Consider the following 20,269-nt stretch of genomic DNA (forward strand, 5'->3'; position numbering starts at 1 on the left):
CACCTATTCAGGAGTAACAGAGCAATGGAATTTATCGCGCCACAGAAGGCGACGGGAACCCCGGACATCATCCCCAATAACTCATTCTGGCCGGACGTTGATCTGGCGAAGTTCCGCAGCGTCATGCGCGTTGACGGCACCGTGACGCCGGAGCGTCTGCGTCAGGTGGTGCTGACCGCGATGGCGGAGGTTAACGCGGAGCTTTACCCGTGGCGTGAGCGGCAGGAGCTGGCAGGTCATAACGGCCTGGCTGACGTTCCGGCTGAGAAACTGGCCGGTGAGAGCGTGCGCCTGCATCACTACATGAACGCGGTGTGGTGCTGGACCCGCGCGGTGCTGAACGAGCGTTATCAGGATTTTGACGCCACCGCGACAGCGGTTAAGCGCGGCGAAGAACTGAGTGATGCCAGCGGCGATCTCTGGCGCGATGCGCGCTGGGCTGTCAGCCGCGTGCAGGACATGCCGCACTGCACCGTGGAGCTTATCTGATGAAAGTGCGTGCGCAGCAGTATGACACGGTGGACGCACTCTGCTGGCGTCACTACGGGCGCACGCAGGGCATGACGGAACAGGTGCTGCAGGCAAATCCGGGGCTGGCGGAGCACGGCCCCCTCTTACCGCACGGGCTGGAGGTGGAGTTGCCGGACGTGACAGCGACGGCCACCGTGCAGGCCGTCCAGCTTTGGGACTGAATCATGTGGGAAAAAATCAGCACCTTTTTAACCTGGTGCATTGCGGTGGTAATGGCGTGGCTGGGCGGCATGGACCTGAAAGACATGTCCACCGTGGCCGGTGTACTTATCGGCCTGCTGATGGCGCTTATCAGCTGGTACTACAAACACAAAACCTATCAGCTTCTGGCAAGCGGGCGCATTACGCGGAGTGAATATGAATCTGCAAACCGTTAAACGCTGCGCCGTTGGCGTGGTGCTGGCGCTAGCCGCCACGATGCCCGGTTTTCAGCTGCTGCATACCTCCGTGGAAGGGCTGCGGCTGATTGCCGACTATGAGGGCTGCCGCCTGCAGCCGTACCAGTGCAGCGCGGGAAAGTGGACCGACGGGATCGGCAACACGTCCGGCGTTGTGCCGGGTAAATCCATCACGGAACGGCAGGCGGCGGGGAATTTCATCACCAACGTGTTACGCACTGAGGCGGCACTGGCGCGCTGCGTGGCGGTCTCTATGCCGCAGCAGGTTTATGACGCGCTGGTGTCGCTGGCGTTCAACGTTGGCACCGGCAACGTGTGCGGCTCCACGATGGTGGCGTTGCTAAAAAAGGGCCAGTGGCGCGAGGCGTGTTATCAGCTGCCGCGCTGGGTGTACGTGAAAGGCGTATTCAATCAGGGGCTGGATAACCGGCGCGGGCGTGAGCTGGCCTGGTGCCTTAAAGGAGTCTGAAATGCAGATGATTAAAACATGGTGGTTTACGGCATTACTCACCGTCCTGCTGACGCTGGTCAGTATCAGTCACGGCAGCTTTGCGGGCTATCCGCTGGCGGCGATGTTGTGGGCGGAATTCATCGCATGGGCTTTCATCGGTTTTTCCGGGCTGTTCTGCGCAGCAACCCTAACCGGCAGGGAACGCAAGCGGACGTTTGCCTGGCTGCGGCGGTTTGCGCAGCTGGCTGACCGCGTGCCGCTGAGGTGGTATCACCGCCTAGTTATCGCCGTGGTGATGTGGACAGCGGGCTGGAAGCTGACGGTGCTCATGAGCCTGAACGCATTGTTTTATCGCTGGATGATCAGGCCTGAGCTTAAGCAGGCCGCAGCATGACGCGCGCACTGGCCGCCATCGTGCTGATCCTGCTACTTGTTGCCGGGGTGCAGTCTTACCGGCTGAGCAGCGCCCACAGCAGGATTGATACACAGCAGACCACTATTGCGGGCCAGGGCAAAAAGCTGAGCCAGAAAAACAGCCAGCTGATCGCCCTGAACATCCTGACGCAGACCAGAAGCCAGGCGCAGGCGCAGCTTTACGCTGCCGCCGAACGCAACGGCCAGCTGCTGCGCGAGCGGCAGCGAAAGATTGAGGAGTTGAAACGTGAAAATGAAAACCTTCGCCGCTGGAGCGATACCGCTTTGCCTGATCCTGTTGTCCGGCTGCGGCAGCGACCGGCCCTCGCAGGAGGTGAATCTTACCGTGAGTGGCTGTCCGAAAATCACCCGCTGCCAGCTGGACCCGGCAGCGCCGCGCACTAACGGCGACCTTCTGGCCCTGCTGGACGAAACGGAGGCCGCCTGGGCGGCATGTGCCGGTAAGGTAGATACCATCATCAGATGTCAGGAAAAAGACGATGAACAAGCCGCAGTCCTTACGCAGCGCCCTGAATAAGTCTGTCCAGTATGTGGCCGATAACCCGGACCGCCTGCACCTGTTCGTGGACAGCGGCCAGCTGGTCGCCACGTCCGCCGCGTCCCTGTCGTGGGAGTATCGCTATACGCTGAACGTGGTGATAACAGACTTCACTGGCGATCAGAACCTGCTGATGGCCCCGGTGCTTTTATGGCTGCAGGAAAACCAGCCCGACGCGCTGCAGAACAGCGGGGCGCGCGAAAGGCTGTTTTCGTTTGAGGTGGATATTCTGTCGAATGACCGCTGTGACATCAGCATGGACCTGAAGCTGACCGAGCGCGTGATAGCGACGGTTGAGGACGGGAAGGCACACATTGAGGCGGTGCCGGAGCCGGACGCGCCGGAGGAATTCTGGGCGGTGAAACGTGCCTGAACTGCATGAAGTGGATGCCTGGCTGGCGGCGCTGCTTTCCCAACTGGAACCGGCGGCCCGGAAAAAGATGATGCGGGAAGTGGCGCGCGATGTGCGCCGCATTCAGCAGGCAAACATCACCGCGCAGCGTTCCCCGGACGGCACCGCATGGGAGCCGCGCCGCGTCAGTGCCCGCAGCAAAAAGGGCCGCATACGTCGCGGCATGTTCGCGAAGCTGAAAACGGCAAAGTATCTGAAGGCGCAGGCGAATGCAGACGCTGCTGAGGTTGCCTTTGTTCCGGGGGTGCAGAAGCTGGCCCGCGTCCATCACTACGGCCTGCGGGACCGGGTAAGCCGTCGCGGCCCGGTTGTTAAATATGCTGAACGTCCGTTGCTAGGCCTGAATAATGATACAAAAAACATGATAAGAGAAAACTTGCTTCAATGGCTTGTTGCATAAGCGCTACTGTTTTGCTTACGGATGTATTTTAACGCTATTCCATTCCAACCCTTCTCGCGTAAGTTTTGGCGAGCATATTTCACTATCTCCCCAGACCGGCCTTTTTTCAGTATAAAATAACGTTCTGAAAGTATGTTGCATACGAAAATCGAACAGTTCTTTTCCATACTGACTTTCAAGAAGAATGTGAATGGCGGCGATTGAATTAATTAACTCTTCAAGAGTTGCTAAGTTTTTTGTACTACCTCTGTCATGTTTGACACTGTTATAAGCATGATACCAACTTAAAGACTGGGTTGGGTTGCTATTATTCCAGTTTGAAAATGGCTGGAAATTTCCAAGACCCGGATAAAAAGGCAAAGAAACTTCGTAATCATTTAGCTTAAGTAATGGCAAACACCATATATAATCTGTAGTAGTGTAATGTCTATTTTGAGCTGCAACGCCATTAGCTTTTAGTAAAGCTTTCCAAAGATACTCAACCTCAGTGCAAGCTATTATTAAAAGCTCTCTAATTCTATTTCCATAAGCACTGAAATTTCCTTGCTCCGGCTCTACCGTTCTGAAAATCTCAGTTAACTCCTGGATAATGTTATCGTATGCGAGCGTTTCGTCCGCCCTTTCAGTAGTAGCTATCTGTGTGTCACTCAGCAAAGGCTCGCCGAAATTCATTCTTGCATAGTAACTTCCTGCGTCACTTACTGTTATAGTTTTTATTATTTTTACTGGCCCACCAAAGCTATTGCTGCTTAAAAAAACACCCAAGGCATCATGTAACTCTTGCTCTGTGTAATGATATGGAATTGTATTGTTTGCAGAATTAATTCTTTCAAAAGCAAAATATTGTTCCCAATCCTGAACGCCAACATGCTCATTCGATTTAGGCTCATAAGGGTAGTAATATATTTTACCGTCTCGGATCTGCGCGTACCCTACCTGGCCGTTCTGAGTTTGGTATACGTAACTTTTCATAAAAAAACCTGAGGCATTTTGATTTGTGCCATACATCTTACACAGTACACAGCGTGTATGAAAAATATAATCATGCAAATCTATTAGCATGAACATAAATCTTACCGAAATCATGCGTCTTATCACCAACCTGATCCGCACCGGCACCGTGTCCGAAGTGGACCCGGTGAACTGGCTGTGCCGGGTGAAAACGGGCGATCTCGAAACTAACTGGATTAACTGGCTCACACTGCGTGCCGGTAATACACGCACATGGTGGAAGCCAACCGTGGGGGAGCAGGTCGTGCTGCTGAGCCTGGGCGGCAACCTCGAAACTGCCTTTGCGCTACCTGCCATCTATTCCGAAGCCTTCCCGCCGCCTGACTACTCGGAAAACGGCACCACTACCGTGTTTAAGGACGGCGGCTGGTTTCAGTACGAGCCGGAAACCGGCCAGTTGCTGATAAAGAACATCAGAAGCGTGCGCATTGAAGCGGCAGACGGCATTCAGCTGATCACCGATGCGCTGGGAATAGAGGCCAGCCAGACACGTATTAACGGTGACACCACGATGAACGGTGATGTGACCCACGGCGGCGGTTCAATGAGTTCAAACGGCGTAATTGCTGATAAGCACTTACATGACGGGGTGAAGAAAGGCACCGATACGTCAGGAGGCCCGCAATGATGTACCTCGGCATGAACCGCGACACCGGCGAAGCCATTACTGACATCGAACACATCCGCCAGAGCGTGCGCGACATTCTGATCACACCGGAAGGCAGCCGCATTGCCCGGCGTGGTTACGGTTCGATGTTGTCCGCGATGATTGACTGGCCGCAGAACGAAGCCACCGAACTGCAGGTAATGGCCGCCACCTATACCGCACTGAGCCGCTGGGAGCCACGCATCCGGCTGGCCTCGGTAAACATCACACGCAATGCGGACGGCTCTATGCAGGTTGATCTGAGCGGCCAGCGCGCCGACGGCTCACCGCTTTCTCTGACGGTTTCAACGGGGGTGAACAGTGGCGGTAATTGATCTTTCCCAGCTGCCCGCACCGCAGATTATTGAGGTGCCGGACTTTGAATCGCTGCTGGCAGAGCGTAAAGAGGCGCTGATTGCGCTTTATCCGGCGGATGAACAGGCCGCCATGCGCCGCGTGCTGGCGCTGGAATCTGACCCGATTGTTAAAAGCCTGCAGGAGAACGTCTACCGGGAAATTCTGCTGCGCCAGCGCATTAATGAGGCGGCCCAGGCGGTGATGGTGGCTTACGCAATCGGCAGCGATCTGGACCAGATGGCCGCCCGCAATAATGTGCAGCGCCTGACCGTTACCCCTGCAAACCCCGACGCGGTGCCGCCGGTGGATGCAGTAATGGAAGCGGACGATGATCTGCGCGTGCGCGTGCCGGAGGCGTTTGAGGGGCTGAGCGTGGCCGGACCGACGGGCGCGTATGAGTTTCACGCTAAAAGCGCCGATGGCCGGGTGCAGGACGTGTCCGCCATCAGTCCTTCACCGGCGACGGTGCTGATCACCGTCCTGAGCCGTGAGGGCGACGGAACGGCGGCAGCGGATTTGCTGACTACAGTGGACACCGCGCTGAACGCAGACAGCGTGCGCCCGGTGGCCGACCGCGTGACGGTTCAGGGGGCGACCATCCGCAGCTACAGCGTGAAGGCCAGACTGCACCTGTTCGACGGCGTGGCCGCCGGTCCCTGCCTTGAGGCGGCGAACGCGAAGCTGGCCGATTACCTGACCGAGCAGAAAAAGCTGGGCCGCAGCGTGCGGCGTGAGTCCTACGGGGCGGTGATGCGCGTGGCCGGTGTGGACTGGGTGGAAATCACCGAACCGGCGCAGGACATTATCATGGACCGCACGCAGGCGGGCTACTGCACTGGCACGGACATTTCCGTGGCGGGCGATCAGGGGGTGACATGAGCAACAGCAGCCTGTTGCCGCCCGGCTCGTCTGCGCTGGAGCGCCGCCTGGCAGAAGCCTGCAGCGGCATTTCCGGGCTGAGCGTGCCGCTGCGGGATTTATGGAACCCGGCCACCTGCCCGGCGGGCTTTCTGCCCTATCTGGCCTGGGCGTTTTCGGTAGATCGCTGGGACGAAAGCTGGGCGGAGAGCGTCAAGCGGCAGGTGGTGAGAGATGCGTTTTACATCCATCAGCATAAGGGCACCATCAGCGCCATCCGTCGCGTGGTTGAGCCGTTCGGCTTCCTGATCCGGGTTATTGAGTGGTGGAAAACTAACGAGCCGCCGGGCACGTTCCGGCTGGACATCGGCGTGCAGGACCAGGGCATAACTGAAGAAACCTATCAGGAACTTGAGCGGCTGATCAGCGATGCGAAGCCCTGCAGCCGTCACCTGCTGGGAATGTCCATCAATCTGCAGGTCAGCGGCGAAACACGCATAGCGGCGGCCAGTTACGACGGTGATGACCTGACCATTTATCCGTATACCCCGGAACTTATTTCCGTCAGCGGTGCAGTTTATGGCGGCGCGGCGGTTCACATTATTGACCTGATGGAAGTGGGACCATGACACAAAAATACTATGCAATCGTAACCAACCTGGGCGCGGCGAAGATTGCCAACGCTGCCGCACTCGGTACAAAACTGAATATCACGCAGATGGCCGTGGGCGACGGCGGCGGTACGCTGCCGACGCCGAACGCCAGCCAGACGAAGCTGGTTAACGAGGTGCGCCGCGCAGCCATCAATACGCTGAGCATTGACCCGGCCAACGCCAGCCAGATGATTGCCGAACAGGTGATCCCCGAAACGTCGGGCGGATTCTGGATCAGAGAAATGGGGTTGTTTGATGCCGACGGCACGCTGATCGCGGTCTGTAACACGCCGGAAACCTACAAACCTGCACTGCAGGAAGGCAGTGGCCGCACGCAGACCGTGCGCATGATCCTGATTATTAACAGCACCGACGCCATCACCCTTAAGATTGACCCGTCCGTGGTGCTGGCAACGCGTAAATATGTTGATGATGCTGTGATCGAGGTGAAAGCCTACGCTGACAACGTAATGAAGAATCATACCGATGCGAAGAACCCGCATGACCAGTACATGCAGACAGCGAATGCGCTGGCAGAAATCAAAGACGCCGGGCTGATTGCTGACCTTCTTAAAAATCTCGGTTTAACAGAAAAGTTTTCCGGGCGTATTATTGGCCGCCAGATTTTTACCACGCCGGGCGCGATCAACTATAAACCCACGGCAGGAACGAAACGCATCAGGATTATCCTGACCGGCGGCGGCGGCAGAGGTTACGGCTATCTCGCATGGGGTAGCAACTTAACAAGCCGTGGTGCAGGTGGTGGCGCAGGCGGAACGGTCATCGCATGGCTGAACGTGGACGACGACAAAACTTACCCCGGTGTGGTAGGCCGCGGCAGCGATGAAACCCTGTCAGCAACAAGCAGCACATTCAACGGCCTGCTGACGGCGGGCAACGGCGTTAACACTTCATCAGGTGATGCGGGCGGCGTGGGCGGAACAGCTGTCGGTGGTGATTTGAATATTCAGGGCGGTGACGGCAGCGATGCACCAGGCATTATCTCGACGACCACAAACCCTTATCGGGGCGGTTCTGGTGATGGCGGTGTAAGTTACTGGGGTGGCGGCAAGCGAAGCGGGGACGGTAATACATCCAGTAAAGGAAAAACTTTTGGTGCTGGAGGTGGCGGCTCTACCCGTGCCGATCCTTTTATCGGCAACTACGGCTCGGACGGCGTTATTTACATTGAGGAATTCAGCTGATGAAAATTTATGCCCGGATTGAAAATCAGTGCGTTGCTGAAATCGTATCGCTGAATGTGAAGCCTGAAAAACTCTATCATCCGTCACTGGTATGGGTTGATATCACCGCGCTGCCCGAAAAGCCTGATGTTAATTATAACTATAGCGACGGTGTATTTAGCGCCCCGGCTACAGAAGCTGAGAACGCGGTGCTGATTGCCAGCAGCAGGCTGGCCGCTGAAATGGATGTGGCAAACCGGACAATAGCGCCGCTGCAGGATGCAGTTGATATCAGCATTGCGACAGACGAGGAGACTACCCGACTGTCAGAATGGAAGCGTTACCGGGTGGAACTGAGCCGCATCGATACCAGTAAGGCACCGGATATCGAATGGCCCGCAAAACCGCAGTAACAATCAGGCCCGCAACGGGCCTTTTTTCATTGTGTGATTTTCCACACAATGCCATCAGGGTGCGCCCGCGCCCGCGACCTTTCACCATAGCGGAACCCCTTCACAGGAGAACCGCCACATGGCACAGGATTATCACCACGGCGTGCGCGTTGAGGAAATCAACGAGGGCACCCGAACCATCACCACAGTAAGTACCGCGATTGTCGGGCTGGTCTGCACCGGCGACGACGCCGACGCGGCCACCTTCCCGCTTAACCGCCCGGTGCTGTTAACCGACGTACTCACCGCCAGCGGCAAGGCCGGGGAATCAGGTACGCTGGCCCGCTCACTGGACGCCATCGCCGATCAGTCAAAACCCGTCACCGTCGTCGTGCGCGTGCCGCAGGGCGAAACTGAAGCGGAAACCACAGCTAACATCATCGGCGGCGTGACCGACGGCCAGCGCACCGGCATGAAGGCGCTGCTGGCCGCGCAGTCCGTTTGCGGCGTAAAGCCCCGCATTCTCGGCGTGCCGGGCCACGACACCAAAGCCGTCGCCACCGAACTGCTGGGCGTGGCGCAGAGTCTGCGCGGCTTTGCCTACCTGTCCGCGTATGGCTGCAAAAGCGTTGAAGAGGCGATTGCCTACCGCAGCAACTTCAGCCAGCGCGAAGGGATGCTGATCTGGCCTGACTTCATCAGTTTTGACACCGTGCTGAAGGCTGACGCAACGGCCTACGCTACCGCCCGCGCGCTGGGCCTGCGTGCCAAAATCGACGAGCAGACCGGCTGGCATAAATCCCTGTCAAACGTTGGTGTAAACGGCGTCACCGGCATTTCAAAAGACGTCTTCTGGGACCTGCAGGATCCGGCCACTGATGCGGGCCTGCTGAACCAGAACGACGTGACCACGCTGATCCGTAAAGACGGCTTCCGCTTCTGGGGTTCCCGCTGCCTTAGTGATGACGCGCTCTTTCAGTTTGAGTGTTACACCCGCACGGCGCAGGTGCTCATGGACACGATGGCAGAAGCGCAGATGTGGTCGGTTGACGGCGCGCTGAACCCGTCACTGGCCCGTGACATCATCGAAAGCATCCGCGCGAAGCTGCGCAGCCTGGTGAATCAGGGCTATCTGATTGGCGCGGACTGCTGGCTGGACGAGAGCGTGAACGATAAAGACACGCTCAAGGCGGGCAAGCTGCTGATCGATTACGACTACACGCCGGTGCCGCCACTGGAAAACCTGCTGCTGCGCCAGCGCATAAGGAGACTGAAAGATGGCATTACCCCGCAAACTCAAGCACCTGAATGTGTTCAACGCAGGCAACAACTGGCAGGGGCTGGTTGAGTCCGTGACGCTGCCGAAAGTCACCCGTAAGTTAGAAAAATATCGCGGCGGTGGCATGGCCGGTGCGGTGGACATCGACATGGGCCTGGATGATGGTGCGCTGGATACGGAGTTCACCGTAGGCGGCACTGAAGCGCTGCTGTTTAAGCAGCTTGGCACCGAAACCGTGGACGGCATCCAGCTGCGCTTTACCGGCGCCATTCAGCGCGACGATACCGGCGAAGTGCAGGCGGTAGAGCTGGTCACGCGCGGACGCTATAAGGAGCTGGACTCCGGCGAATGGAAAACCGGTGAATCCAGCACCACCAAAGTGTCCGCAACCAACAGCTACGCAAAGCTGACCATTAACGGCGAAGTGGTTTACGAGATCGACATCGTGAACATGATCCACATCGTGGATGGTAAGGACCTGATGGAAGCGCACCGCAACGCGCTGGGCCTGTAATCACAACGGCAGGCCGCGCGCCTGCCGCTTATCTCTATTTTTAACGGAAAAGCATCATGACTGATAAAACCGCTCCAAATGAAAAAGTCGTCGAGCTGGATACCCCGATCCTGCGCGGCAAAACCGAAATCACCTCCGTCACCGTGCGCAAGCCGCAGTCCGGTGCGCTGCGCGGCACCCGCCTGCAGGCGCTGCTGGACATGGACGTGAACGCACTGATCACCGTGCTGCCGCGTATCACCACCCCGGCCCTGACCACGGCGGAAATCAACGAAATGGACCCCGCCGATCTGGTGAGCCTGTCTGTAGAGGTGGTCACTTTTTTGCTGAAGAAGTCGGTCCTGTCGGATTTAGCGACGGCCTGACGGTAGACGATCTGGTGGCGGATATCGCTACCGTCTTTCACTGGCCGCCCTCCGTTACCGAGTCCATGACGCTGACGGAAGTTCTGGAGTGGCGGCACAAAGCAATCCTGCGACACAGGGCCAGCGATGAGTGATAAAAATCTGCGTTTGCAGGTCGTGCTGGGCGCAGTCGATAAGCTGACGCGCCCCTTCCGCAGCGCCCGCGACAGCACACGGGAGCTGGCTGGCACGCTGCGAGGCACCCGCAACACCCTTAAAGAGCTGGACGCACAGGCCGGGCGTATCGACGGCTTTCGCAAGACCCGCTCACAGCTTGCCATCACCGCGAATAACCTTAAAGCCGCCCGCGAAGAAGCGGCCCGGCTGGCCGTGCAGTTTACGGAAACAAACAGGCCCACAGCTGCACAGGCCCGCGTGCTGGAGCAGGCAAAAAACCGCGCCAGCCAGCTGCAGCAGACTTACAACGGGCTGCGCCTGTCGGTGCAGCGTCAGCGTGAGGCGCTGGGCGCTGCCGGTATCGACACGAAGAAACTGAGCCAGGCACAGCGCGAACTTAAAAGTCAGTCTGACGAGGCGCGCGCCGCCATTGACCGGCAACAGCAGTCGCTTAAAAAGCTGGGAGAACGGCAGGCAAAGCTGAGCGCGGTACGTGAGCGATATTCCCGATCGCTTGAGGTGCGCGATCGCGTGGCCGGTGCGGGAGCGGCAACGTCTGCCGCCGGGCTGGCAATGGGTGCGCCGGTACTGGCCGCCGTGAAATCTTCAGCGGCAATGGAAGACGCCATGAAAGGCGTGGCAAAGCAGGTTAACGGGCTGCGCGACGACAAAGGAAACCGCACAAAACAGTTCTATGACATGCAGGCCGCCGTCAAGGCCGCCAGTGAGCAGCTGCCGATGGAAAACGGCGCGATTGACTACGCCGCGCTGGTTGAGGGCGGCGCGCGCATGGGCGTGACGAACCAGAACGACTCCTATGAGGACCAGAAACGCGACCTGATGGCCTTTGCCACCACGGCGGCGAAGGCGTCGACCGCGTTTGAGCTGCCTGCCGGTGAGCTGGCCGAAGGGCTGGGCAAGATTGCGCAGCTGTACAAGATCCCTACGCGCAACATCGAGCAGCTGGGCGACGCGCTGAACTACCTGGACGATAACGCCATGTCCAAAGGTTCAGACATCATCGACGTGCTGCAGCGCATGGGCGGCGTGGCTGACAGGCTGGACTACCGCAAAGCGGCCGCGCTTGGTTCGACATTCCTCAGCCTGGGGGCGACGTCGGAAACCGCCGCCAGTGCAGCGAACGCCATGGTGCGCGAGCTGTCCGTAGCCACCATGCAGAGCGACCGGTTTATGGACGGCATGGATCTGCTGAAACTGGACCCGGCGAAGATTGAAAAGCAGATGACCACGGACGCCATGGGCACCATCCAGCGCGTGCTGGAAAAGGTCAACAACCTGCCGAAAGACAAACGCCTGACGGCTATGACGATGGTTTTCGGCAAGGAGTACGGCAAGGATGCGGCCAAACTCGCTAACAACATGCCGGAGCTGAGGCGTCAGCTGCAGCTGACGCAGGGCGACGGGGCGAAAGGCTCCATGCAGAAAGAGTCGGACATCAATAAAGACTCGCTTTCTGCACAGTGGATGCTGACCAAAACCGGCGTTTCCAACACCATGAGCGGCCTGGGCGATTCGCTGCGCACGCCTCTGATGGACATCATGAACATGGTGAAGAAAGTCACCGGCGTGACCCGTCGCTGGGTGGAAAATAACAAGGAGCTGGCTGGAACGCTGGTGAAGACTGCCGCTGTTCTCTCATTACTTGTGCTGGGTGCCGGGGCTTTTCTGGTGAGCCTCGCGGCTTTTTTTGGACCGCTTGCTTTGCTCAGGTTCAGCTTTAACGTGCTGGGGATAAAAGCATTCAGCGCCTTTGGGCTGATTAAAAGTGCCATCGGCTTCGTGGGTAACGGCGTGCTGTGGCTGGGACGGCTGATGATGGCAAACCCGATTCTGGCCGTTATCGGGCTGATTGCCGCCGGGGCGCTGCTTATCTGGCAGAACTGGGACACGCTGGGACCGAAACTTGCCGCCATCTGGGACGCTATCAGCACAAAGGTCAGCAGTATCTGGACCGCGATCCGCACCTACATCAGCACAAAGTGGGGGGAGATTGTCGCCGACGCGAAGGCGCTGCCCGCGCGTTTTCAGGAAGCAGGTTCACAGATGATTGACGGCCTGATGGCGGGCATCAGCCAGAAATGGGATGCGATTAAAAACAAGCTGTCGTCCCTGACCGACTACCTGCCGGACTTTCTGAAGCCGGGCGGTGATAAGACCGGCGGGCCGCAGCTGCCGCGACCGGCGACAGTAAAAACGGGCGGCGGTGTATCCCTGCCGCCGGGCGGGTTCCCCGGATTTGCGGGCATGTACGACAGCGGCGGCTTTATTCCGTCCGGGCAGTTCGGTGTTGCCGGTGAAAACGGGCCGGAACTGGTCAGCGGTCCGGCGAACGTGACCAGCCGCCGGAGCACTGCACGGCTGGCAGCACTGGCTGCACTGACGCTGGGCGGTGCCGGAGCGACGGCGGAGGCGAAGCCGCTGCACCCGCTCAGCCTGCCGGTTCAGGATTACCGGCAGGAAACACCACGCATGAGCGGCAGCGCTACACAGGGAGCTGCGCCGCAGATTCACGCCTCCTTCACCATCGTGCAGCAGCCGGGGCAGAGCCAGCAGGATCTGGTTGATGAGGTGATGCGCAGGCTTGAGGCAAAAGAGCGGCAGGCGCAGGCCCGCGCCCGCAGCAGTTACCGGGACAGGGGAGGATTTGAGGAATGATGATGACGCTGGGCTTATTTGTTTTCATGCTGAGGACGGTGCCCTATCAGGAGCTGCAGTATCAGCGCAGCTGGCGTTTCCCGTCAAACAGCCGCGTGGGCGTGAGGCCATCGCTGCAGTTCTTAGGCCCGGACAACGACACGCTGACGCTTTCCGGCGTGCTGCTGCCGGAGATTACCGGCGGCAGGTTGTCGCTGTTCGCGCTGGAGCAGATTGCGGAGCTGGGCCGCGCGTGGCCGCTTATCGAGGGCAGCGGGACGATTTACGGCATGTTCGTGATTGAAAGCCTGAGCCAGACCAAGGCGGAGTTCTTCAGCAGCGGTGTGTGCCGCCGCATTGAATTCACGCTGACGCTGAAGCGCACCGATGAATCGCTGGGCGAGATGTTTGGCAGCCTCAGCGATCAGCTGTCTGCCATGCAGGGCGCAGCCGCCACCGCCGCCGGTAAGGTGAGCGCCGCAGCGGGAGGATTATTTTCATGATGACCAGCCCGTGGATTAACGGCCAGCAGAACTCACCGGCGTTTCGGCTGACAATGGACGGCGCAGACATCACGCAGAAGCTGGAAAAGCGCCTGCTGAGCCTGACGCTCACTGACAACCGGGGGTTTGATGCGGACCAGCTGGACATCGAGCTGGACGACGCAGACGGCCAGCTGCAGCTGCCGCGACGTGGCGTCGTGCTGTCGCTGTCGCTGGGCTGGCAGGGAGAGGCGCTTTTTCCGAAAGGCAGCTATGTGGTTGACGAAATCGAGCACAGCGGCACACCTGACCGCCTGACGCTGAGGGCGCGCAGCGCGGACTTCCGGCAGACGCTGAACACGAAGCGGGAGAAGTCCTGGCACAAAACTACCGCAGGCGAAATTGTCCGGGACATGGCCGGGCGGCACAAACTGAAGGCGGCGATGGGTGAGGACATGGCGGCCGCAGAAATTGACCACCTTGACCAGACCAACGAATCAGACGCCAGCTTTCTGATGCGCCTGGCTAAACAGTGCGGCGCAGTGGCCTGCGTCAAGGACGGCAATCTGCTGTTTATCCGCCAGGGACAAGCGAAGACGGCAAGCGGTAAGGCGCTGCCGGTGATCACCCTTCAGCGCAGGGACGGCGACAGCCACCGCTTCAGCCTGGCAGACCGCGACTCTTACACCGGCGTAATCGCCAGCTGGCTACACACCCGCGAACCGGCAAAGAAGCCTGTAGCGAAGGTGAAGCGCAGGCGACGTAAAACCACGGCGAAGAAGAAAGAGCCGGAGGCAAAGCAGGGTGATTACCTGATCGGCACGGATGAAAACGTGCTGGTACTGAGCCGCACTTACGCAAACCGGGGCAACGCAGAGCGTGCTGCCAAAATGCAGTGGGAACGCCTGCAGCGCGGTGCTGCAACGTTTTCTATTCAGCTGGCAAAGGGGCGCGCGGAGCTATACACGGAAATGCCGGTGAAGGTCAGCGGCTTCAAACAGCAGGTAGATGCCGGGGAATGGATCATCACAACGCTGACGCACAGCCTGAGCGCGGACAGCGGATTTACTACAAGCTTAGAACTGGAAGTAAAAATCGATGAATTAAGTATGCAATAGTAGATTTAGCTATTCAATTGATCGCTAAATCGTTAATATTTGCTGAAAATTTCAAGAGGAAGTATCTGAAATGATGAACTGTCCAAAGTGTTCCCATGCAGCCCACACGCGCAGTAGTGTTGTGCTTTCAGAGAACACAAAAGAACGTTACAACCAGTGCCAGAACATCAACTGCGGTTGTACCTTCAAATCCTTAGAAACTGTTACTGACATAATTATGTGCCCTGGAAAAATCAACCCTGCCCCACCACATCCAACGCGCATAAGAGCTGCTCAAACACAGGGCAATTTATGGCTTTAAAATTCTTGTAATACGCCAGATTGAGGGCACTGATTATTCAGTGCCCTTTTTTGTTTGGTCATTAGAATGTGGGTTTAAAAGTTGCAGCAGCCAGACGATCATCCATAAAAGCAACACCCTCTTCAGTATTCATGCTTGCCATCTGTTCACAGCTTTTGTCCCCATCCTCATATGTAAAGCCCTGCGTAACTGAATCGTTGGTGACCGTAATATCTTTTATTACCCCAGCTTTCCACGAACGTTTAGGTGGATTATCTCCGTAGTAAGCGAAGCAAACCGTGTCAACCAAACTACGTGCCTGCAGTAACTCTATTTTTTTGAAATTATACGAGACGTATAAAGTGCCATTAACAAGGGATGGTGGTCGGGAAAGATTTAGCTGCTTGAGGCTGTGTAAGAGAGGTGCAGGGATCTGGTCAGGTTTAGCAGCATAAGCTGAAGCCCCAAGAGTCAAACCAGCAAGACAGATGCAAAACTTTTTCATTGGGTATTCCTTCACGTTTGAGTCGCAGTAATCACAACGATTATGACCACAACTGACCGCAAAAAAAATCTGCGTAGCCAATCCGTGGACAAGGCCATAAAAAAAGGGGCTGGCATCACGCCAACCCCTTGTTTGCTATTAACTTTCAGATGTCGCGTTAGCGATACCTTAGTTAAGACGCTCTTTAATACGAGCAGACTTACCAGTACGCTCACGCAGGTAGTACAGTTTGGCTTTACGCACAGCGCCACGACGTTTAACAGCGATGCTGTCAATGACAGGTGAATGAGTCTGGAATACACGCTCAACGCCTTCGCCGTTAGAAATTTTGCGAACAGTGAATGCAGAGTGCAGACCGCGGTTACGAATAGCGATAACCACGCCCTCGAATGCCTGCAGACGTTTTTTAGAACCTTCAACGACCCATACTTTCACTTCCACAGAATCACCCGGGCGGAAGGAAGGTACGTCCTGTTTCATCTGCTCTTGTTCAATTTGCTTGATAATGTTGCTCATAATTAAATCTCATATCCTGGGTAAACTGATAGTCGGGGAAGATCACTCTTCCACATCATCGTTTTGTTGCTGCCGAGATTCCCGCTGGAACTCATTCAGCAACCTTGCTTGCTCTTCAGTCAGAGCCAGGTTTTCCAGAAGTTCAGGTCTTCTCAGCCAGGTACGGCCTAGCGACTGTTTCAGACGCCAGCGGCGAATATCAGCATGGTTACCTGACAGTAATACTGCCGGGACTTCCACGCCGTCTAACACTTCAGGACGGGTATAGTGCGGACAATCCAGCAAACCGTCAGAGAACGAATCCTCATCGGCTGACGCCTGCTTGCCGAGTACGCCTGGAATAAACCGGGCAACTGCGTCAATCATCGTCATTGCTGGCAGTTCCCCGCCACTGAGAACGTAATCACCGATTGACCATTCTTCATCAATTTCGGAATGAATTACACGCTCATCAATTCCTTCATAGCGGCCACAGACCAGAATTAACTTGTCCCGTGCCGCCAGTTCGCAAACGCCCTGTTGGTCCAGTTTACGACCCTGAGGTGAAAGATATATCACTCTGGCGCCATCACCTGCCGCTGCTTTCGCTGCGGAGATGGCATCCCGTAAGGGTTGTACCATCATCAGCATTCCCGGTCCGCCGCCGTAAGGACGATCATCCACGGTACGGTGCCGGTCGTGCGTGAAGTCACGAGGACTCCAGCTCTGAATGCTGAGCAGACCGTTTTTTACAGCCCGGCCAGTTACCCCGTAATCGGTAATAGCGCGAAACATTTCTGGAAACAGGCTGATAACACCAATCCACATTGTATTCGCCGTTACGTTACCGTTCGATTCGGAGATCAAAAACCAGGATCCCAATCTACCTCAATGACGCCAGTAGAGAGATCGACTTTCCTGATAACCTGTTCATCAAGAAACGGAATTAACCGCTCCTGAGCACCGAATGCATCTTTCAGGTTTGCCTTAACGACGAGTACGTCGTTCGAGCCGGTTTCCATCATATCGATGACTTTACCCATCTCGTAACCTTCGAGGTTAACCACCTTGCAGCCCATAAGGTCTTTCCAGTAGTAGTCGCCCTCTTCCAGCGATGGCAACTGCGTCGAGTCAACCTGAATTTCGCAATTGGTTAACTGAGCCGCCGCATCCCGATCGTCAATGCCTTTGACTTTGATGATCAGGTCCTGATTGTGGTGCTTCCAACCTTCCAGTTCGACCTGCTGCCATTTACCGGCGCGCTGGATGAACCAGGGTTGGTAGTTGAAGATGCTTTCAGCGTCTTCAGTGGAGGAAAACACTTTGAGCCAGCCGCGAATACCGTAGGCGGCTCCCATCTTACCCAATACAATCGGGTTAACAGGAGGCTGTGCGGCAAGTTGTCTGCTCATGCTCACCACCGTGACAGATTAAGCTGCTTTCTTAGCTTCTTTGACCAGCGCGTTAACGCGATCAGAGAGTGTTGCGCCCTGGCCAACCCAGTGCTCGATACGGTCCAGATCCAGACGCAGACCTTCAGCCTGACCAGATGCGATCGGGTTGAAGAAACCAACGCGCTCGATGAAACGACCGTTGCGTGCATTGCGGCTGTCAGTAACGACGACCTGATAGAACGGACGCTTTTTAGCGCCGTGACGTGCCAAACGAATTGTTACCATAACATCCTCTTCAGTTAATAAAACACCCGGCCCCCATCGAGGAACGGGGTCCGGGTGCTGTATAAAAAGCCCGAAAATTTTACTCATTTTGGCGAAAAAAGCAACCTAAACCGTGCCTTTCCGGGCTTTTTTGTGGAACGCTTAGCGGCCGGGGAATCCTGGTGGCATCATACCCTTCATGCCGCGCATCATTTTCGCCATACCGCCTTTCTTCATTTTCTTCATCATACGCTGCATGTCGTCGAACTGCTTCAATAAGCGGTTAACGTCCTGCACCTGCATTCCGGAGCCGGTTGCGATGCGGCGCTTGCGCGAGCCTTTGATAATTTCTGGTTTCTCACGCTCTTTTCGTGTCATCGAGTTGATGATGGCTTCCATACGTACCAGCACTTTGTCATCCATCTGCGATTTCACATTGTCAGGTAACTGTCCCATACCCGGCAGTTTGCCCATCAGGCTGGCCATGCCGCCCATGTTGCGCATCTGCTTCAGCTGCTCAAGGAAGTCATTGAGATCAAAACCGTCGCCGGTTTTCAGCTTCTTAGCCAGTTTCTCCGCCTGGTCGCGGTCAACCTTGCTTTCGATATCTTCGATCAGTGACAGCACGTCACCCATGCCAAGGATACGTGACGCAATACGGTCGGGATAGAATGGTTCAAGCGCTTCGGTTTTTTCACCGACACCCATGAATTTAATCGGCTTGCCGGTGATATGGCGAATTGACAGCGCTGCACCACCGCGGGCATCACCGTCGACCTTGGTCAGGATAACCCCGGTCAGCGGCAGCGCTTCATTAAAGGCCTTCGCCGTATTTGCGGCATCCTGACCGGTCATGGCATCGACCACAAACAGCGTTTCTACCGGCTTAATTGCGGTATGAACCTGTTTGATTTCGTCCATCATCGCTTCGTCAACGTGCAGACGACCGGCGGTATCCACCAGCAGCACATCGTAGAACTTAAGGCGGGCTTCACGCAGCGCATTGTTGACGATGTCGACCGGCTTCTGACTGAGATCGGACGGACAGAAATCCACGCCAACCTGCTGTGCCAGCGTTTCCAGCTGTTTGATTGCCGCCGGACGATAGACGTCGGCAGAAACCACTAAAACTTTCTTTTTGTGCTTCTCACGCAGGAACTTACCCAGCTTAGCGACGCTGGTGGTTTTACCGGCACCCTGCAGGCCCGCCATCAGGACTACGGCTGGTGGCTGAGCCGCCAGGTCGAGTGCGTTGTTCTCTGCACCCATCGCCGCAACCAGCTCGTTACGAACGATTTTGATGAACTCCTGACCTGGCGTCAGGCTTTTATTCACATCATGGCCGACCGCGCTCTCTTTCACACGGTTGATGAAGTCACGCACCACTGGCAGTGCAACGTCAGCTTCAAGCAGCGCCATGCGCACTTCACGCAGGGTCTCTTTGATGTTCTCTTCAGTCAGCCTTCCGCGGCCGCTGATATTTCGCAGGGTTTGCGACAAACGATCGGTTAAATTATCAAACATGGTCTCTCACTAAAAAAAAGATCGCGAGGTGCCTGATCGGCAGAATGCGGCGGATTATAACACGAAGCCTCGGCGATCTCTGCAATTGCCCCTCAGATCGTTTGGAGCCTGCTTCGGCTGGCGCTATACTGCCTTTTTCCTTATCTGACTGACCTGAAAGGATCTATGTTCGTTTTCGCGATAGTGGCGCTATTCGCCTACTCCTTAAGTCTTGCCCTTATCATTCCCAGCCTGTTGAAACGTAACGGCGGCTGGCGGCGAATGGCGATGTTTTCTGCCTGTGTGGCGCTGGTGACACACGCAGTCGCCCTGCAGCAACGCATATTTGCGGTTGATAGCGGACAGAATTTAAGCCTGCTCAACATTGGCTCACTCGTGAGCCTGTTGATCTGCGCCATCATGACCATTGTGGCGTCACGTAACCGTGGCTGGCTGCTGCTGCCGATTGTCTACAGCTTCGCGCTGATTAATCTGGCCTTCGCCACCTTCGTCCCCAATGCGTTCATTACCCATCTGGAAACCACGCCAGGCATGATGATCCATATCGGTCTGTCGCTTTTTGCCTATGCGACGCTGATTATTGCCGCGCTCTATGCGCTGCAGCTGGCGTGGATTGATTACCAGCTGAAAAACAAGCGACTGGCATTTACCCAGGATATGCCGCCGCTGCTGACCATCGAACGTAAGATGTTTCACATTACCCAGGTCGGCGTCGTGCTGCTGACGCTGGTGCTCTGCACCGGTCTGTTTTATATGCAGGATCTCTTCAGCGCAGAAAACGTCGATAAAGCCGTTCTCTCCATCATTGCGTGGTTTGTTTATATCGTTTTGCTCTGGGGGCACTATCATGAAGGCTGGCGTGGTCGCCGCGTCGTCTGGTTTAACTGCAGCGGTGCGGTGCTGTTAACCATGGCTTACTTCGGCAGTCGCATCCTGCAGCATCTGCTTGTCCCCACCTCTCGTTAAAAAGGA

At 56.5% G+C, this 20,269-nt stretch carries 31 protein-coding genes; 24 read left to right on the plus strand and 7 right to left on the minus strand.

Annotated features, from left to right (window positions below):
* The first annotated feature begins 24 nt into the window (after nucleotides 1–24).
* The 9 genes from QSK07_RS07520 to QSK07_RS07560 are packed head-to-tail and all read left to right on the plus strand — an operon-like array spanning nucleotide 25 to nucleotide 3,165.
* Nucleotides 25–489, plus strand: coding sequence for a head completion/stabilization protein (locus tag QSK07_RS07520; protein WP_285721254.1), 465 nt, complete (start codon nucleotides 25–27; stop codon nucleotides 487–489).
* A complete protein-coding gene (locus QSK07_RS07525) occupies nucleotides 489–692 on the plus strand; it encodes a tail protein X (RefSeq protein WP_033786650.1) in 204 nt (67 codons plus the stop codon). The genes QSK07_RS07520 and QSK07_RS07525 overlap by 1 nt, the downstream gene beginning before the upstream one ends.
* Before the next feature lie 3 nt (nucleotides 693–695).
* Nucleotides 696–908 (plus strand): phage holin family protein, encoded by a 213-nt coding sequence (locus QSK07_RS07530; RefSeq protein WP_060680980.1) that lies wholly within the window; start codon nucleotides 696–698, stop codon nucleotides 906–908.
* On the plus strand, nucleotides 889–1,398 hold the full coding sequence (locus QSK07_RS07535; protein ID WP_060680978.1) for a lysozyme: 510 nt from the start codon (nucleotides 889–891) through the stop codon (nucleotides 1,396–1,398). The genes QSK07_RS07530 and QSK07_RS07535 overlap by 20 nt, the downstream gene beginning before the upstream one ends.
* 1 nt (nucleotide 1,399) lies before the next feature.
* Entirely contained in the window at nucleotides 1,400–1,774 is a 375-nt protein-coding gene (locus QSK07_RS07540; RefSeq protein ID WP_285721255.1) for a DNZ54_00345 family protein, read from the plus strand.
* Nucleotides 1,771–2,199, plus strand: coding sequence for an Rz-like lysis system protein LysB (lysB, locus tag QSK07_RS07545; RefSeq protein WP_285721256.1), 429 nt, complete (start codon nucleotides 1,771–1,773; stop codon nucleotides 2,197–2,199). The genes QSK07_RS07540 and lysB overlap by 4 nt, the downstream gene beginning before the upstream one ends.
* Entirely contained in the window at nucleotides 2,093–2,332 is a 240-nt protein-coding gene (gene lysC / locus QSK07_RS07550; RefSeq protein WP_285721257.1) for an Rz1-like lysis system protein LysC, read from the plus strand. Before lysB ends, lysC begins: the two co-directional genes overlap by 107 nt.
* Entirely contained in the window at nucleotides 2,295–2,726 is a 432-nt protein-coding gene (locus QSK07_RS07555; RefSeq protein WP_285721258.1) for a phage tail protein, read from the plus strand. Before lysC ends, QSK07_RS07555 begins: the two co-directional genes overlap by 38 nt.
* On the plus strand, nucleotides 2,719–3,165 hold the full coding sequence (locus tag QSK07_RS07560) for a phage virion morphogenesis protein (RefSeq protein ID WP_285721259.1): 447 nt from the start codon (nucleotides 2,719–2,721) through the stop codon (nucleotides 3,163–3,165). Before QSK07_RS07555 ends, QSK07_RS07560 begins: the two co-directional genes overlap by 8 nt.
* Before the next feature lie 15 nt (nucleotides 3,166–3,180).
* Here QSK07_RS07560 and QSK07_RS07565 read toward each other — a convergent pair whose 3' ends face one another.
* Complete coding sequence (locus QSK07_RS07565) at nucleotides 3,181–4,137, minus strand: hypothetical protein (RefSeq protein ID WP_285721260.1); 957 nt, start codon at nucleotides 4,135–4,137, stop codon at nucleotides 3,181–3,183.
* A gap of 88 nt (nucleotides 4,138–4,225) precedes the next feature.
* Between QSK07_RS07565 and QSK07_RS07570 the strand changes: the two genes are divergently transcribed.
* The 14 genes from QSK07_RS07570 (at nucleotide 4,226) to QSK07_RS07635 (ending at nucleotide 15,136) form a co-directional block, all read left to right on the plus strand.
* A complete protein-coding gene (locus tag QSK07_RS07570) occupies nucleotides 4,226–4,804 on the plus strand; it encodes a phage baseplate assembly protein V (RefSeq protein ID WP_285721261.1) in 579 nt (192 codons plus the stop codon).
* Nucleotides 4,801–5,157, plus strand: a complete 357-nt coding sequence (locus QSK07_RS07575; RefSeq protein ID WP_285721262.1) for a GPW/gp25 family protein — start codon at nucleotides 4,801–4,803, stop codon at nucleotides 5,155–5,157. The genes QSK07_RS07570 and QSK07_RS07575 overlap by 4 nt, the downstream gene beginning before the upstream one ends.
* A complete protein-coding gene (locus QSK07_RS07580; RefSeq protein ID WP_285721263.1) occupies nucleotides 5,144–6,058 on the plus strand; it encodes a baseplate J/gp47 family protein in 915 nt (304 codons plus the stop codon). Before QSK07_RS07575 ends, QSK07_RS07580 begins: the two co-directional genes overlap by 14 nt.
* The gene (locus QSK07_RS07585; RefSeq protein ID WP_285721264.1) at nucleotides 6,055–6,666 is read left to right on the plus strand and encodes a phage tail protein I; all 612 of its coding nucleotides are present in this window, start codon (nucleotides 6,055–6,057) and stop codon (nucleotides 6,664–6,666) included. Before QSK07_RS07580 ends, QSK07_RS07585 begins: the two co-directional genes overlap by 4 nt.
* Nucleotides 6,663–7,895: a phage tail protein gene (locus QSK07_RS07590; protein WP_285721265.1), complete on the plus strand. Its 1,233-nt coding sequence runs from the start codon at nucleotides 6,663–6,665 to the stop codon at nucleotides 7,893–7,895. Before QSK07_RS07585 ends, QSK07_RS07590 begins: the two co-directional genes overlap by 4 nt.
* Nucleotides 7,895–8,287, plus strand: coding sequence for a tail fiber assembly protein (locus QSK07_RS07595; protein ID WP_285721266.1), 393 nt, complete (start codon nucleotides 7,895–7,897; stop codon nucleotides 8,285–8,287). The genes QSK07_RS07590 and QSK07_RS07595 overlap by 1 nt, the downstream gene beginning before the upstream one ends.
* 118 nt (nucleotides 8,288–8,405) lie before the next feature.
* Entirely contained in the window at nucleotides 8,406–9,614 is a 1,209-nt protein-coding gene (locus QSK07_RS07600) for a phage tail sheath protein (RefSeq protein WP_285721267.1), read from the plus strand.
* Nucleotides 9,544–10,059: a phage major tail tube protein gene (locus QSK07_RS07605; protein WP_285721268.1), complete on the plus strand. Its 516-nt coding sequence runs from the start codon at nucleotides 9,544–9,546 to the stop codon at nucleotides 10,057–10,059. The genes QSK07_RS07600 and QSK07_RS07605 overlap by 71 nt, the downstream gene beginning before the upstream one ends.
* 56 nt (nucleotides 10,060–10,115) lie before the next feature.
* Complete coding sequence (locus QSK07_RS07610) at nucleotides 10,116–10,424, plus strand: phage tail assembly protein (RefSeq protein ID WP_137244587.1); 309 nt, start codon at nucleotides 10,116–10,118, stop codon at nucleotides 10,422–10,424.
* A 14-nt stretch (nucleotides 10,425–10,438) separates the two neighbouring features.
* Complete coding sequence (locus QSK07_RS07615; RefSeq protein ID WP_033786692.1) at nucleotides 10,439–10,558, plus strand: GpE family phage tail protein; 120 nt, start codon at nucleotides 10,439–10,441, stop codon at nucleotides 10,556–10,558.
* On the plus strand, nucleotides 10,551–13,256 hold the full coding sequence (locus QSK07_RS07620) for a phage tail tape measure protein (RefSeq protein WP_285721269.1): 2,706 nt from the start codon (nucleotides 10,551–10,553) through the stop codon (nucleotides 13,254–13,256). The genes QSK07_RS07615 and QSK07_RS07620 overlap by 8 nt, the downstream gene beginning before the upstream one ends.
* Nucleotides 13,253–13,738, plus strand: a complete 486-nt coding sequence (locus QSK07_RS07625; RefSeq protein ID WP_060680943.1) for a phage tail protein — start codon at nucleotides 13,253–13,255, stop codon at nucleotides 13,736–13,738. The genes QSK07_RS07620 and QSK07_RS07625 overlap by 4 nt, the downstream gene beginning before the upstream one ends.
* Nucleotides 13,735–14,835, plus strand: a complete 1,101-nt coding sequence (locus tag QSK07_RS07630) for a phage late control D family protein (RefSeq protein WP_285721270.1) — start codon at nucleotides 13,735–13,737, stop codon at nucleotides 14,833–14,835. The genes QSK07_RS07625 and QSK07_RS07630 overlap by 4 nt, the downstream gene beginning before the upstream one ends.
* A gap of 70 nt (nucleotides 14,836–14,905) precedes the next feature.
* Entirely contained in the window at nucleotides 14,906–15,136 is a 231-nt protein-coding gene (locus QSK07_RS07635) for an ogr/Delta-like zinc finger family protein (protein ID WP_260059901.1), read from the plus strand.
* A gap of 61 nt (nucleotides 15,137–15,197) precedes the next feature.
* Here the strand turns inward: QSK07_RS07635 and QSK07_RS07640 are convergent, their stop codons facing one another.
* From QSK07_RS07640 to ffh, 6 genes are all read right to left on the minus strand, one after another.
* Nucleotides 15,198–15,620 carry a hypothetical protein gene (locus QSK07_RS07640; RefSeq protein WP_285721271.1) on the minus strand — a complete coding sequence of 141 codons (423 nt, stop codon included), beginning with the start codon at nucleotides 15,618–15,620 and terminating at the stop codon, nucleotides 15,198–15,200.
* 168 nt (nucleotides 15,621–15,788) lie between these two features.
* The gene (rplS, locus tag QSK07_RS07645; RefSeq protein WP_003849035.1) at nucleotides 15,789–16,136 is read right to left on the minus strand and encodes a 50S ribosomal protein L19; all 348 of its coding nucleotides are present in this window, start codon (nucleotides 16,134–16,136) and stop codon (nucleotides 15,789–15,791) included.
* Between the two features lie 42 nt (nucleotides 16,137–16,178).
* Nucleotides 16,179–16,943: a tRNA (guanosine(37)-N1)-methyltransferase TrmD gene (gene trmD / locus QSK07_RS07650; RefSeq protein WP_050496505.1), complete on the minus strand. Its 765-nt coding sequence runs from the start codon at nucleotides 16,941–16,943 to the stop codon at nucleotides 16,179–16,181.
* 35 nt (nucleotides 16,944–16,978) lie between these two features.
* The gene (rimM, locus tag QSK07_RS07655; RefSeq protein WP_098052540.1) at nucleotides 16,979–17,527 is read right to left on the minus strand and encodes a ribosome maturation factor RimM; all 549 of its coding nucleotides are present in this window, start codon (nucleotides 17,525–17,527) and stop codon (nucleotides 16,979–16,981) included.
* An 18-nt stretch (nucleotides 17,528–17,545) separates the two neighbouring features.
* The gene (gene rpsP, locus QSK07_RS07660) at nucleotides 17,546–17,794 is read right to left on the minus strand and encodes a 30S ribosomal protein S16 (protein WP_003849041.1); all 249 of its coding nucleotides are present in this window, start codon (nucleotides 17,792–17,794) and stop codon (nucleotides 17,546–17,548) included.
* Nucleotides 17,795–17,935: 141 nt separating this feature from the next.
* On the minus strand, nucleotides 17,936–19,297 hold the full coding sequence (gene ffh / locus QSK07_RS07665) for a signal recognition particle protein (protein ID WP_195857729.1): 1,362 nt from the start codon (nucleotides 19,295–19,297) through the stop codon (nucleotides 17,936–17,938).
* A 165-nt stretch (nucleotides 19,298–19,462) separates the two neighbouring features.
* Between ffh and QSK07_RS07670 the strand changes: the two genes are divergently transcribed.
* On the plus strand, nucleotides 19,463–20,263 hold the full coding sequence (locus QSK07_RS07670) for a cytochrome C assembly family protein (protein WP_013358820.1): 801 nt from the start codon (nucleotides 19,463–19,465) through the stop codon (nucleotides 20,261–20,263).
* The last annotated feature ends 6 nt before the right edge of the window (nucleotides 20,264–20,269 follow it).

Origin of the sequence: Pantoea sp. QMID4 (assembly GCF_030270445.1) — a bacterium.
Taxonomy (GTDB): domain Bacteria; phylum Pseudomonadota; class Gammaproteobacteria; order Enterobacterales; family Enterobacteriaceae; genus Pantoea; species Pantoea vagans.

Coding starts and splice junctions, on each gene's coding strand:
- QSK07_RS07625 (WP_060680943.1), top strand. CDS start 13,253: ATGATGATGACGCTGGGCTTATTTGTTTTCATGCTGAGGACGGTGCCC.
- rpsP (WP_003849041.1), bottom strand. CDS start 17,794: ATGGTAACAATTCGTTTGGCACGTCACGGCGCTAAAAAGCGTCCGTTC.
- QSK07_RS07635 (WP_260059901.1), top strand. CDS start 14,906: ATGATGAACTGTCCAAAGTGTTCCCATGCAGCCCACACGCGCAGTAGT.
- ffh (WP_195857729.1), bottom strand. CDS start 19,297: ATGTTTGATAATTTAACCGATCGTTTGTCGCAAACCCTGCGAAATATC.
- QSK07_RS07620 (WP_285721269.1), top strand. CDS start 10,551: ATGAGTGATAAAAATCTGCGTTTGCAGGTCGTGCTGGGCGCAGTCGAT.
- QSK07_RS07600 (WP_285721267.1), top strand. CDS start 8,406: ATGGCACAGGATTATCACCACGGCGTGCGCGTTGAGGAAATCAACGAG.
- QSK07_RS07585 (WP_285721264.1), top strand. CDS start 6,055: ATGAGCAACAGCAGCCTGTTGCCGCCCGGCTCGTCTGCGCTGGAGCGC.
- QSK07_RS07535 (WP_060680978.1), top strand. CDS start 889: ATGAATCTGCAAACCGTTAAACGCTGCGCCGTTGGCGTGGTGCTGGCG.
- QSK07_RS07575 (WP_285721262.1), top strand. CDS start 4,801: ATGATGTACCTCGGCATGAACCGCGACACCGGCGAAGCCATTACTGAC.
- QSK07_RS07670 (WP_013358820.1), top strand. CDS start 19,463: ATGTTCGTTTTCGCGATAGTGGCGCTATTCGCCTACTCCTTAAGTCTT.
- rplS (WP_003849035.1), bottom strand. CDS start 16,136: ATGAGCAACATTATCAAGCAAATTGAACAAGAGCAGATGAAACAGGAC.
- rimM (WP_098052540.1), bottom strand. CDS start 17,527: ATGAGCAGACAACTTGCCGCACAGCCTCCTGTTAACCCGATTGTATTG.
- QSK07_RS07590 (WP_285721265.1), top strand. CDS start 6,663: ATGACACAAAAATACTATGCAATCGTAACCAACCTGGGCGCGGCGAAG.
- QSK07_RS07630 (WP_285721270.1), top strand. CDS start 13,735: ATGATGACCAGCCCGTGGATTAACGGCCAGCAGAACTCACCGGCGTTT.
- QSK07_RS07525 (WP_033786650.1), top strand. CDS start 489: ATGAAAGTGCGTGCGCAGCAGTATGACACGGTGGACGCACTCTGCTGG.
- QSK07_RS07640 (WP_285721271.1), bottom strand. CDS start 15,620: ATGAAAAAGTTTTGCATCTGTCTTGCTGGTTTGACTCTTGGGGCTTCA.
- QSK07_RS07530 (WP_060680980.1), top strand. CDS start 696: ATGTGGGAAAAAATCAGCACCTTTTTAACCTGGTGCATTGCGGTGGTA.
- QSK07_RS07565 (WP_285721260.1), bottom strand. CDS start 4,137: ATGAAAAGTTACGTATACCAAACTCAGAACGGCCAGGTAGGGTACGCG.
- QSK07_RS07520 (WP_285721254.1), top strand. CDS start 25: ATGGAATTTATCGCGCCACAGAAGGCGACGGGAACCCCGGACATCATC.
- QSK07_RS07570 (WP_285721261.1), top strand. CDS start 4,226: ATGAACATAAATCTTACCGAAATCATGCGTCTTATCACCAACCTGATC.
- trmD (WP_050496505.1), bottom strand. CDS start 16,943: ATGTGGATTGGTGTTATCAGCCTGTTTCCAGAAATGTTTCGCGCTATT.
- QSK07_RS07540 (WP_285721255.1), top strand. CDS start 1,400: ATGCAGATGATTAAAACATGGTGGTTTACGGCATTACTCACCGTCCTG.
- QSK07_RS07610 (WP_137244587.1), top strand. CDS start 10,116: ATGACTGATAAAACCGCTCCAAATGAAAAAGTCGTCGAGCTGGATACC.
- QSK07_RS07605 (WP_285721268.1), top strand. CDS start 9,544: ATGGCATTACCCCGCAAACTCAAGCACCTGAATGTGTTCAACGCAGGC.
- QSK07_RS07555 (WP_285721258.1), top strand. CDS start 2,295: ATGAACAAGCCGCAGTCCTTACGCAGCGCCCTGAATAAGTCTGTCCAG.
- QSK07_RS07595 (WP_285721266.1), top strand. CDS start 7,895: ATGAAAATTTATGCCCGGATTGAAAATCAGTGCGTTGCTGAAATCGTA.
- lysB (WP_285721256.1), top strand. CDS start 1,771: ATGACGCGCGCACTGGCCGCCATCGTGCTGATCCTGCTACTTGTTGCC.